At 40.8% G+C, this 12,251-nt stretch carries 9 protein-coding genes; 1 reads left to right on the forward strand and 8 read right to left on the reverse strand.

What is annotated here, in order from left to right; genetic code table 11:
* From odhB to sdhC, 6 genes are all read right to left on the reverse strand, one after another.
* On the reverse strand, positions 1-974 hold a 974-nt coding region (gene odhB / locus FNZ24_RS20700), incomplete at its 3' end, for a 2-oxoglutarate dehydrogenase complex dihydrolipoyllysine-residue succinyltransferase (RefSeq protein WP_153916688.1).
* A 27-nt stretch (positions 975-1,001) separates the two neighbouring features.
* Positions 1,002-3,824 (reverse strand): 2-oxoglutarate dehydrogenase E1 component, encoded by a 2,823-nt coding sequence (gene sucA, locus FNZ24_RS20705; protein ID WP_153916689.1) that lies wholly within the window; start codon positions 3,822-3,824, stop codon positions 1,002-1,004.
* 208 nt (positions 3,825-4,032) lie between these two features.
* A complete protein-coding gene (locus FNZ24_RS20710; RefSeq protein WP_153916690.1) occupies positions 4,033-4,740 on the reverse strand; it encodes a succinate dehydrogenase iron-sulfur subunit in 708 nt (235 codons plus the stop codon).
* Positions 4,741-4,750: 10 nt separating this feature from the next.
* Positions 4,751-6,517 carry a succinate dehydrogenase flavoprotein subunit gene (gene sdhA / locus FNZ24_RS20715; protein WP_153916691.1) on the reverse strand — a complete coding sequence of 589 codons (1,767 nt, stop codon included), beginning with the start codon at positions 6,515-6,517 and terminating at the stop codon, positions 4,751-4,753.
* Positions 6,518-6,865 carry a succinate dehydrogenase, hydrophobic membrane anchor protein gene (gene sdhD, locus FNZ24_RS20720; RefSeq protein WP_055023360.1) on the reverse strand — a complete coding sequence of 116 codons (348 nt, stop codon included), beginning with the start codon at positions 6,863-6,865 and terminating at the stop codon, positions 6,518-6,520.
* A complete protein-coding gene (sdhC, locus tag FNZ24_RS20725; RefSeq protein ID WP_102528518.1) occupies positions 6,859-7,254 on the reverse strand; it encodes a succinate dehydrogenase, cytochrome b556 subunit in 396 nt (131 codons plus the stop codon). The genes sdhD and sdhC overlap by 7 nt, the downstream gene beginning before the upstream one ends.
* A gap of 416 nt (positions 7,255-7,670) precedes the next feature.
* Between sdhC and FNZ24_RS20730 the strand changes: the two genes are divergently transcribed.
* Entirely contained in the window at positions 7,671-8,957 is a 1,287-nt protein-coding gene (locus tag FNZ24_RS20730) for a citrate synthase (RefSeq protein ID WP_153916692.1), read from the forward strand.
* Positions 8,958-10,310: 1,353 nt separating this feature from the next.
* On the opposite strand, the gene FNZ24_RS20735 is transcribed toward FNZ24_RS20730, so the two are convergent.
* Positions 10,311-11,507, reverse strand: coding sequence for an ABC transporter permease (locus tag FNZ24_RS20735; protein ID WP_228768572.1), 1,197 nt, complete (start codon positions 11,505-11,507; stop codon positions 10,311-10,313).
* Positions 11,508-11,647: 140 nt separating this feature from the next.
* On the reverse strand, positions 11,648-11,833 hold the full coding sequence (locus FNZ24_RS20740) for a hypothetical protein (RefSeq protein WP_324187480.1): 186 nt from the start codon (positions 11,831-11,833) through the stop codon (positions 11,648-11,650).
* Positions 11,834-12,251: the final 418 nt, after the last annotated feature.

Below are 12,251 nucleotides of genomic sequence, written 5' to 3' on the forward strand. Positions count from 1 at the left end.
GTTGACATGAGTGAACCGAAAACGCCGCCATTAGTCACTGTAAAGTTACCGCCAGTCATATCATCAACAGATAATTTACCGTCACGGCCTTTAAGCGCGAGTTCGCGTACATTCTTTTCGATTTCAGCAAGGCTCATAGTATCTGTGTCACGCAGTACTGGTGTTACCAAACCACGTGGAGTTGATACTGCAATGCTCACATCAAAGTAATTGTGATAAACAATTTCATCGCCATCAATTGAAGCGTTAACTTCAGGGAAACGCTTAAGCGCTTCAGTCACAGCTTTAACATAGAAAGACATGAAACCTAGACGAATACCGTGGCGCTTTTCAAAGATTTCTTGATACTGCTTACGAATATCCATGATTGGCTGCATGTTAACTTCGTTAAACGTCGTTAGCATTGCGGTAGAGTTTTTAGCTTCAAGTAAGCGATTAGCAATCGTCTTACGTAAACGCGTCATAGGAACACGTTTTTGGCTACGACCTTCAAGCGGAGCAACTGGTGCTGGAGCAGCAGGTTTTGCAGCAGGAGCAGACTTAACAAATGCTTCAACGTCTTCTTTAGTAATACGTCCGCCAACACCGGTGCCTTTAATCACTGCAGCATCAACATTATGCTCTGCAATTAGACGGCGTACTGATGGGCTTAAGGCATCGTTAGAGTCATCTGATTCAGCAGCAACTGGAGCTGCAGCTTCTGCTTCAGCTTTTGTTACTTCTTGGCCAGAAACCGCGCCAGCAACAAAGTTAGCAATAACTTGTTCGCCAAGAACAGTTTCGCCGTCTGGGAATAGTATTTCACTCAGAGAACCATCTTCTGGCGCAACAACTTCTAGAACCACTTTATCAGTTTCAATATCAACTAGATTTTGGTCACGAGAAACCTGTTCTCCAGGTTGCACATGCCATGTCGCGATAGTCGCATCAGCAACTGATTCTGGCAAAACGGGTACCTTAATTTCGATACTCATGGAAAGCTTTCCTTTTTATAAATTTTATTACGACAGTTTTAATGCGCTATTGATTAATTCTTCTTGCTGGCGAGCATGCAGAGCCGGATAACCACAAGCTGGTGCAGCAGATGCTTCACGGCCAGCGTAAGTTAATTGTGCGCCTGCAGGAATCGCTGCCCAGAAATGATGTTGGCTACAATACCAAGCACCCTGGTTTTGCGGTTCTTCCTGACACCATACAAAGTCTTTAACATGCTGATATTCAGCAAGTGCTGCTTGCATTTCTTCTTGTGGGAACGGATACAGTTGCTCCACACGTAAAATAGCAACGTTATTTATTTCTTGTTTACGACGCTTGTCGAGTAATTCGAAATAAACCTTACCGCTACAGAAGACAACGCGATCCACTTTACTCGCGTCTAATGCATCAAGTTCACCAATCACACTCTGGAAGCTTCCGTTAGCAAGTTCATCAAGTGACGAAACAGCTAGAGGATGACGCAGTAATGATTTAGGTGACATCACCACAAGAGGACGACGCATTGGACGTACAACTTGACGACGCAACATGTGATAAACCTGAGCTGGTGTTGAAGGAACACACACCTGCATATTGTGGTTAGCACATAATTGTAGGAAACGTTCAAGGCGAGCAGATGAATGCTCAGGACCTTGGCCTTCATAGCCATGCGGTAACAGCATAGTCAGACCACACAAACGGCCCCACTTTTGTTCACCAGATGACAAGAATTGGTCGATTACCACTTGAGCACAGTTTACGAAGTCGCCAAATTGCGCTTCCCAAATCGTTAACCCGCCAGGTTCAGCTGTGGCATATCCGTATTCAAATGCAAGTACTGATGCTTCTGATAATACTGAATCAATAATATCAATATCACCTTGCTCATCGGCCACATTACGTAATGGCAAATAAGTTGTACCGTCATTTTGGTTATGCAAAACAGCATGACGATGGAAGAAAGTACCACGACCAGAATCTTGACCGGTAATACGAACACGCTTGTTATCTTCTAAGATAGACGCATAAGCTAAGGTTTCAGCGAAACCCCAATCTAGCGGCTTTTCGCCGTTAGCCATTGCAACGCGATCTTTATAAATCTTAGCAACGCGTGACTGAAGTTTATGACTTTCAGGGATATCGACAATTTTTTGCGCTAAATTATTTAAACGCTCAAGTGCCATTGAAGCTTGGTAGCTTTCATCCCATTCACGGTTTAGATATGGTGTCCAATCCACTGTGTGAAGTGTCATTGGGCGCCATTCTTTAACCACACATTCACCCGCATCTAATGAATCACGGTAAGTATTAACTAAACCTGTCACATCATCAGCAGAGATACTGCTTTCTTCGATTAGGCGATCTGCATAAATCTTACGTGGCGTTGGGTGCTTTTTGATTTTAGCGTACATTAACGGCTGCGTTGCACTAGGCTCATCAGCTTCGTTATGGCCATGACGGCGGTAACACACTAAATCAATCACCACATCACGTTTGAATTCGTTACGGTAATCCACAGCTAACTGCGAAATAAAGGCGACAGCCTCTGGGTCATCAGCATTAACGTGGAAAATAGGTGCCTGAACCATTTTAGCGATATCGGTACAGTATTCTGTAGAACGAACATCTTCATGGTTAGAAGTGGTAAAGCCAACTTGGTTATTGATAACGATACGAATACTACCGCCGACTCTGAAACCACGGGCTTGAGACATGTTAAATGTCTCTTGAACAATACCTTGACCAGTAATTGCCGAGTCACCATGAATGGTGATAGGCATCACTTGTAAGCCATCAGTACATCCACGACGATCTTGACGAGCTCGAACAGAACCGATAACTACAGGGTTAACGATTTCAAGATGAGATGGGTTAAACGCTAACGCTAAATGGACATTGCCACCTGGCGTTTCAAAATCTGAAGAGAAACCTTGGTGGTACTTAACGTCACCAGAACCTTGGACTTCGTCGTGTTTTCCTGCGAATTCATCAAATAACTCTGCAGGACGCTTACCTAAAACGTTAACAAGCACGTTTAAACGGCCACGGTGAGCCATACCTACGACGATTTCTTTAGTACCTGCTTCACCTGCGCGGTATAAAATCTCACGCATCATTGGAACTAAAGCATCACCACCTTCAAGTGAGAAACGTTTTGCGCCTGGGAATTTCGCGCCAAGGTATTTTTCCATACCTTCAGCAGCGTTTAGGCCTTCTAAGATACGTTTCTTAGTGGAGTTGTCATAATTTGCTTTACCTAAAGACGGTTCAAGACGTTGTTGAATCCAACGCTTTTCATCTGTATCGGTAATGTGCATGTATTCAGCGCCAATAGAACCACAATATGTGCTCTTAAGTGCATGAACAATGTCAGCCAGTTTTAATGTGTCGCTACCGTATGCAAATGAACCAGTATTGAATTCACGCAACATGTCTTCAGCATCAAGACCGTGAAACGCAGGGTCTAGTTCTTGAACGGCTTCACGTTGCCATAAACCTAGAGGATCAAGATTGGCATTTTGATGGCCACGAAAACGGTGAGCATTAATTAATTGGAGAACTTTAACTTGCTTAGCATCTAATTCAGGGTCGGTTACACGGCTGGCGCCTTTGGCACGACTTTCTAATGCTAAACTGCGGAAATAATCACGTACTTTAGAGTGTGCAGCTTCAGGTATATCTTGAGAAGTACCATTTACCGCAGGGAGATTATCAAAGACGGCTTGCCAATCAGCAGTAACTGAACTTGGGTCCTCTTGATAGGCTTCATACATCTCTTCTACGTAGGTCGAATTTGAGCCACTTAAATGTGACGATTCGAGCCAAGCTTTCATGATGCCTTGGTGCATTACTTTTCCTTACAAACTTGATACACGTGCTTCGCCATAATCAAAATTACGATACCTTTTGCACCGCAATCGAATCGTATCTAACTATATAATTTTACTGCGTTAAATACAAAGGTCTTCCTAATACACACAAAGAGCCATCGACGATGATGAAGATGGCTCTCATCAAGAGCTATTTAAGAGATAGTCCTAGCTCTACATTGTGCATTTATACTGCTCGCTTCAGTAGCATTGACTTGATATGGCCAATAGCTTTAGTTGGGTTTAGTCCTTTAGGACAAACATCAACACAGTTCATAATACCGTGGCAACGGAATACACTGTAAGCATCGTCTAGACCAGCTAAACGCTCTTCAGTTGCGGTGTCGCGGCTATCAATTAAGAAGCGATACGCATGAAGTAAACCGCTTGGTCCGATAAATTTATCAGGGTTCCACCAGAACGATGGACAAGCAGTAGAACAACACGCACACATGATACATTCATACAAACCGTCTAGATGAGCACGCTCTTCTGGAGATTGCAGATGTTCACGAGCCGGAGTTTTCTCATCATTGATAAGAAACGGCTTAATTTTTTCGTACTGAGTGTAAAACTGAGTCAGGTCGACAATTAAATCACGTACTACAGGCATACCTGGTAGTGGACGAATTTCAATTTTCTTACCTTTGAAAGTAGAAACAGGCGTAATACACGCTAATCCGTTTTTACCATTCATGTTCACGCCATCACTACCACAAACACCTTCACGGCATGAGCGTCTAAATGACAACGAGGTGTCTGACTCTTTCAGCTTCATCAGTGCATCCAATACCATCATGTCGGTACCTTCATCCACTTCTAAGCTGTAATCTTTCATATAAGGCTTAGCATCTACATCAGGATTGTAGCGATAAACTGCAAATTCCAATTTCATCGGTCTGCTCCTAGTAAGTACGCTTGATAGGCGGGAATGCATCACGAAGCTTAGGCTCCATGTTCACTTCACGCTTAGTCATTTGTTCAGTTTCAGGATCAAAGACACTGTGACATAACCAATTATCATCATCACGGTCTAAGAAATCTTCACGAGAATGCGCACCACGGCTTTCTGTACGGAAGTTAGCAGCATAAGCTGTAGCAATCGCCGTTGCCATCAAGTTATCTAGCTCTAAACATTCAATACGCTGAGTATTAAATTCAGAAGAGTTATCAGATAACTTAGCATTCGCTAAACGTTCACGAATTGCTTTAAGCTCTTTAAGGCCTTCAGCCATTGCATCACCACTTCTGAATACTGAGAAGTTAAGCTGCATACATAACTGTAAGTCTTTACGAATAACAGCAGGATCTTCACCATCTTTATTGCTTTCCCAGCGATTAAGACGATCAAGAGATGCTGAAATTTGTGCTTCAGATGGTGCTATCGGATCAGCTGTTTCATCTAGGGCTTTACCTAAGTGCTGACCTGCTGCACGACCAAATACCACCAAATCAAGTAATGAGTTACCACCTAAGCGGTTTGCACCGTGTACTGATACACAAGCAATCTCACCTACAGCGAATAAACCTACGATATCTTGTTCAGTGCCATCACTATTTTGACGGACAACTTGACCACTAACTTTAGCGGGTAGACCACCCATCATGTAGTGACATGTCGGCAATACAGGGATTGGGCCATCTGCTGGATCAATATGCGCGAACGTACGAGAAAGTTCACAAACACCAGGAAGACGTGCTTCCAATGTTTCTTTACCTAAGTGATCAAGCTTAAGCAAACAATGCGGGCCTAGAGGACCATCTAATCCTCGACCTTCACGGATCTCAGTCATCATTGAACGAGCAACAACGTCACGAGAAGCCAAATCTTTTGCATTCGGAGCATAACGCTCCATGAAGCGTTCGCCATCTTTATTTAAAAGATAACCACCTTCACCACGACAACCTTCAGTTACAAGTACACCTGCGCCAGCAATACCCGTTGGGTGGAACTGCCACATTTCCATATCTTGCATCTGAACACCAGCACGCATTGCCATACCAACACCATCACCAGTGTTAATGTGAGCATTAGTAGTAGAAGCGTAAATACGCCCTGCACCACCGGTTGCTAAAATTGTTGCCTTCGACTTGAAGTAAACAATCTCGCCAGTTTCAATTTCAATTGCAGTACAACCCACAATTGCGCCGTCATCGTTTTTAACTAAATCTAATGCGTACCACTCAGAAAACACTTCAGTTTTGTGTTTAACGTTTTGTTGGTATAAGCAATGAAGCAAAGCATGACCAGTACGGTCAGCTGCTGCTGCAGTACGTGCCGCTTGTTCGCCACCAAAGTTTTTTGATTGGCCACCAAATGGACGTTGATAGATAGTGCCGTTTTCGAAACGAGAGAAAGGTAGACCCATTTGCTCAAGTTCAATAACCGCTTCAGGACCTGTCTTACACATGAACTCAATTGCTTCTTGGTCACCGATAAAATCAGAACCTTTCACAGTATCGTACATGTGCTGTTCCCAATGATCTTCATGCGCGTTACCTAACGCAACAGTGATACCACCTTGCGCCGAAACCGTATGAGAACGTGTTGGGAATACTTTAGATAAAAGCGCACAGCTCTTACCTTCTTTTGAAATTTGTAAAGCCGCTCGCATGCCAGCGCCACCAGCGCCGATCACTACTGCGTCAAATTCGCGTACTGGAATACCCACTTAAACACCCCACACTATGATGATGCCTGCAGCTAGATAACAAAAAGCCGCTACGACAAATACGAACTGAAGTAATCCACGGACCGATACGTTTTTAACGTAATCGGTCAGAACTTGCCAAATACCAATCCACGAATGAATTAATACTGCAACTAGTGCCAGCAGAGTGAATACTTTCATTGGTAAGGTGCTAAACAGACCATGCCAAATTTCGTAAGTTAATGGGGCGCTACAAGCAATAAACCCAACCATAAAAATGGTGTAGCAGGTTAAAATTACTGCACTAGCACGGATTAAAATAAAGTCATGAACACCACTGCGTCCAAGGCTTGCTGCGTTGGTTACCATACCCAAATCCCCACAATGATTGAAAACGCCGCTGATAGAACAAAGGCGATTTTTGCTGATGCTAAGCCTGAGGCTAACTCTTCCCAACGGCCGGTATCCATAATCAGGTGACGTAAGCCAACGATTAAGTGATAACCCAACGCAGTAAGAATTCCCCAGATAACAAACTTAACGAGCAAGTTATCAAAAAGAGATTGTAGGCCGGCGAAACTCTCAGGCGATGCTAAAGATTCATTTAGCATCCAAATAAGAATACCGACAGCAAACAGCATGATGACACCGGATACGCGGTGAAGAATTGACGCAATCGCTGTTGCAGGAAAGCGAATGGTCTGTAGGTCTATATGGACAGGTCTTTGCTTTTTCACGTTCTGCTCACTCAGCTCCATTGAGCATTATTTTTATTATTCATCTTGCTTTGCTTCTGTTTGTTACACCAAACTACCCATGTAAACAAATTGTTGAAACTTAACAGACTACTATCAAACACTTAACTATTTGAGAATTCACTAATTTAGCTAGGTAAAAAATGATTTCAAAAATGTGATGTTCGTCGCCCTTTGTGGGCGAGGCCAAGTATACTCAAGCCCATTGTCAAATACAAACGTCACACTATGCAAAATTTGTTTTTTTGCAATTTTTTTCTTTCTAGGCCAACGCTGGCAAGGCGTCAAGCAAGGTTTATACCATGGTCTAATAAATTTAAACGCTTATTTAAATTGAAATGTGATCACGATTCACTGTAAAGTAATGTCCGCTTAACATGCCGCACTCACAGAAAAGAATGAAGTAAGGAGAACGGGGTATGGCTGACAATATAGCCAAATTAGAGTTACCGGGGAACGATTCAATCGAATTGCCAATCAAGCAGGGAACTGCTGGTTTTGACGTAATCGATATCAGTAAATTAGGAAAGACAGGTCATTTCACTTTTGATCCTGGTTTTCTTGCGACAGCCTCTTGCGAGTCTGCGATTACTTTCATTGATGGTGAAAAAGGTGTGCTTACACACCGTGGCTATCCAATTTACGAGTTAGCTACTGAATCTAACTATTTAGACGTTTGTTACTTGTTGCTATACGGTGAATTACCAAGCAAAACTCAGTATGAAGAGTTTGTATCAATGGTAAAGAACCACACAATGGTTAATGAACAATTAGCTTCTTTCTTTAGAGGCTTCCGTCGTGATGCACACCCAATGGCAATGCTTTGTGGTGTTACTGGTGCATTATCTGCGTTCTACCAAGATTCTCTTGATGTAAATGATGAAAAACATCGTGAAATTGCGGCTTTCCGCCTAATTTCTAAAATGCCAACGATTGCAGCAATGTGCTACAAGTATTCAATTGGCCAACCTTTCGTCTATCCACGCAACGAGCTTAGTTACGCAGGTAACTTCTTGTCGATGATGTTTGCTGTTCCTTGTGAAGAGTACAAAGTTAATCCTGTTGTTGAAAAAGCAATGGATAGAATCTTTGTATTACACGCAGATCATGAACAAAACGCATCAACTTCAACCGTTCGTTTAGCTGGTTCATCAGGTGCTAACCCATTTGCATGTATTGCAGCGGGTATCGCTTCATTATGGGGTCCAGCTCATGGTGGTGCTAACGAAGCTTGTTTAAACATGCTTGAAGAAATTGGCAGTGTTGACCGCATTCCTGAGTTTATTGCTCGTGCGAAAGACAAAGCTGATCCGTTCCGCTTAATGGGCTTCGGTCATCGCGTATACAAAAACTTCGACCCTCGTGCGAAAGTAATGCGTGAAACTTGTCATGAAGTTTTAGCTGAGCTTAATGTTCAAGATCCTCTACTAGACGTAGCAATGGAACTAGAACGTATTGCATTAGAAGACGAATATTTCGTATCTAAGAAGCTTTATCCAAATGTTGATTTCTACTCAGGAATTATCATGAAAGCAATCGGTATTCCTACAAGTATGTTTACAGTGTTATTTGCACTTTCTCGTACAGTTGGTTGGATTGCACATTGGAAAGAAATGCTTGACCAACCAGGTCACAAAATTAGTCGTCCACGTCAGTTATACACTGGCTCTGAAGACCGTGATTTTGTCAGCTTAGATAAGCGATAAGTTTGATTACTATTGTTTATTAAAAAGCGCCTTTAAGGCGCTTTTTTTATGTCTATAAGTCAGCTATAACACTCTATAAGCAAGGATATTAGATAAGTTTATTTATTCATTTCACAGTCATGAGCTAGCTCTCATTACGACTGACCAGTGTTCAATTAAAGTGCCCAACAAATACTTCTCAACAATTATTATTTAGCGACTCACAGATTAACGGCATCATTCGCGACTCACTGAGTAACGGCCAAAGGAAATTTTGAAGTAAGCCTACACGTAAAATAGCGGATAACAGTAGGTATTAAACAATCTCTAAAGCTGGAAAATATAATCAGTTTTAAGTCAGAAATAACGGCATTTAAGGCTAAAGTACTTGGTCGGTTTTTGTGGAAATACATCGCTGTTTCGTGGTCGTAAACCTAAAAATTTAACAGGTTAATATATAAAATCGACTCCCTTATATTGATACTAATACAATGAATGAAAAGTCTCATTCAAGCGTAAAATGACCTCGAAAATGTTATTTCTAATCTGAACATTTATCAAAAAATCCCTATTGTGTAAGATATAGATCTAATCTATATAACCAATTAAGTTAAACAACTAACCAAACCCCCTTACCTACCTGACCAATTAATGCTCAAGCTTAAAAATTTCAACCTTGTGTTTGAATGAATATTCACCAAAAAGCTTATTTAAATGTATCAATTTGCTGCACCAATTTGGATTTTAAATTGAAAAATAAGTTTATTCGTCGTTTTTTTATTCGATAAAAATATAACTATTGCGTCAACATTATAAAAACATCATTTCCATTGATTAAAAATACTCAAAAAATCTTTTTCATACCTAATAAGAAATAGAAAAGACAATGTGAATAAATAGGAAAATTCTAAAGAGAAAAGTGAAACCAACAAAGAATGTGCAAAAAAAGTGCATCATGCTCATGTTTAGCGCACATAAATTTATTAAAAAAATTTTTCATTTGTTGTTAAAAAGTATCTTAATTGCAATTTATTAAGACGGTTAAACAAAAAATAATGACTTTAGTAAGGGAATTTTGAACTTGGATTTCAACATTAACAACTCAAAATCATTAAAATCAGGCTTAAAGGCAAGGTTAAAAGTTACATAAAAGTCGCTAATGAGTGGATTAACTTTAGTAAAATTTCATTGAATATGTGTAAATTTCACCTCAAATATATAAAATTTTCAAAACGGATAATGAAATAGAGTATTCACTTTTACTGATTAAATATTGGTAATATCTATTTTATACAAGTTCAAAGTAAGGTTGTAATTAACAAATATAATTTCTGCAAAAAGCTTAAGTAAACCAAAATTTACTTCAAAGTACTGTTAATCTCTTTGTAGTGCAACAATTGGATCAAGCCTTGCCGCTTTTTTAGCAGGATATAAACCAAAGCCAACACCAATAGTCATACACACCCCAAGGGCTATCACAATGGAAAATGGCGACCAAGCCACTGGCCAACCTGCTGCAGAAGAAATGATTAACGCGAGTAATAACCCAACCCCAATACCAATTATTCCTCCGGTAGCTGATATAGCTATGCTTTCAATTAAGAACTGTCTGGCGATGTCTTTACGTTTTGCCCCTAATGCTCTTAATAATCCAATTTCACCGGTACGTTCTAGAATGGTGGCAAGCATGATATTCATAATACCAATTCCCCCCACCAGCAGTGAAATACCCGCAACACATGCCATTACGATATTGAATATTTGCTGAGTTTTTTGATGTTGCGCTAGCAGATCCGCAGGCACAACAATTTCAAAATCCTTTTCGCCACCATGACGGCGGTTAATTAAATGACGCAAGCTCTTAGCACCAAGAGTGGGATCAATCCCCTCCTTCATCGCTAATTTGAATGAATCTAACTCATCCTCAAGCAATGTGAAATTCATTTTTTTTAACGCTGTGGCTAATGGTATAAAGACTTTATTACGTTCTCCACCAAGCTTAACGCCTTGAATTGACGATTTAGTCCCTTCTTTTTCAGACAGTATGCCAACGACGGTAAACCATTGATGGTTTACTTTAACTAGACTATTAACAGCACCGCCTTGCGGAAATAAACTCCGCGCAGCTTCTGGTCCCAAAACCGCTACTTGTTGATAATGGGACTCATCAAAAGCAGAAATGGTCCTTCCTTCTTCAAGTGGTAAAGCGCTTAACTCAAAATAACTTGGTGTTACCCCTGTCACTTGCGCATCACTTCGCCCTTGAAGACTAAATAAACTAAATACTTTTATATTTTTTTCAGCACTCCAGTTATCAACAAATGGCAATGTATCTCTAGCACTGTCGATATCACGTAAACTCAAACCTATACTGTGTTCACGCACGGACTTTAAAGCGTCACCTTGTGTCGTTCTAGCATTAACAACTAAATTGTTTACCCCCATCGATTCGATCATTTTTAATGCTTCACGCTCAGCACCTTCGCCAACACTTAACATTGCAATAACTGCACCTACTCCAAATATCATTCCGAGAAGTGTTAATGCTGTTCGTAGTTTATGATGAAGCATCTCATCAAAGGCTTGCTTAATTCCTTCCCAATAAACTGATATCCAACGACTTTTACTATAACTTGTTTTGTTCAAAGCGATATCTTTATTGGTACCAGAACTTTTGATTTGCTGAACATCCGCCATGATGTTGTTATTCATTAAATACGACTCCTTTTAGGTGGCGTCGTTAACGCGATGACATCGCCTTGAGATAATCCATCCTTAATAACCGTGCGATTAAGGCTTCGATGACCAGGCTCAACAGCTTGTTTGATGAATCCCTTATTGGTTTTCAAATACACCCAATAATCCCCCGACTTTTGGAACAAAGACTGGTTCGGCACAGTGAGCGCATCAGCWATAGGTTGATGAGACCATGCTGAAATGTAGGTTTACCTTGAATATACCGTGATGAAGGGTTTATTCATTAGGAGAAAATCTTCATTATCAACTCGCTACAGTTACTATGAGTGCCTTTTCTAATAAAGGTTCAATCAGTTCGATAAAAAATTTATATAATCTTTAGAATAATCCGCGAATTTTTCTGAACACTTGATCACAGTACTTGATCACAGTAGATAGTCACAAAGCTTATTCAGGGCACGAACCTGGTTCTAAATCTATGTTCCATCACCCTTAACTCTCAGCGGTTACTATTTTTCAATATAGCAGTTAAGACATAGCTTGAATTATCAGTCAGACATATTAGAAATGATGAGCAAAAAAAATGGCAACCCAATGGGTTGCCAGAAATATCTTGCG

It is taken from the genome of Shewanella sp. TC10 (assembly GCF_009663145.1).
In the GTDB taxonomy this organism is placed as follows: Bacteria; Pseudomonadota; Gammaproteobacteria; order Enterobacterales; family Shewanellaceae; genus Shewanella.

What these genes read in the sequence shown, in the direction of transcription:
- sucA (WP_153916689.1), bottom strand. Translation starts at nt 3,824, where the DNA reads ATGCACCAAGGCATCATGAAAGCTTGGCTCGAATCGTCACATTTAAGT.
- FNZ24_RS20710 (WP_153916690.1), bottom strand. Translation starts at nt 4,740, where the DNA reads ATGAAATTGGAATTTGCAGTTTATCGCTACAATCCTGATGTAGATGCT.
- sdhD (WP_055023360.1), bottom strand. Translation starts at nt 6,865, where the DNA reads ATGGTAACCAACGCAGCAAGCCTTGGACGCAGTGGTGTTCATGACTTT.
- sdhC (WP_102528518.1), bottom strand. Translation starts at nt 7,254, where the DNA reads ATGGAGCTGAGTGAGCAGAACGTGAAAAAGCAAAGACCTGTCCATATA.
- FNZ24_RS20730 (WP_153916692.1), top strand. Translation starts at nt 7,671, where the DNA reads ATGGCTGACAATATAGCCAAATTAGAGTTACCGGGGAACGATTCAATC.
- FNZ24_RS20735 (WP_228768572.1), bottom strand. Translation starts at nt 11,507, where the DNA reads ATGCTTCATCATAAACTACGAACAGCATTAACACTTCTCGGAATGATA.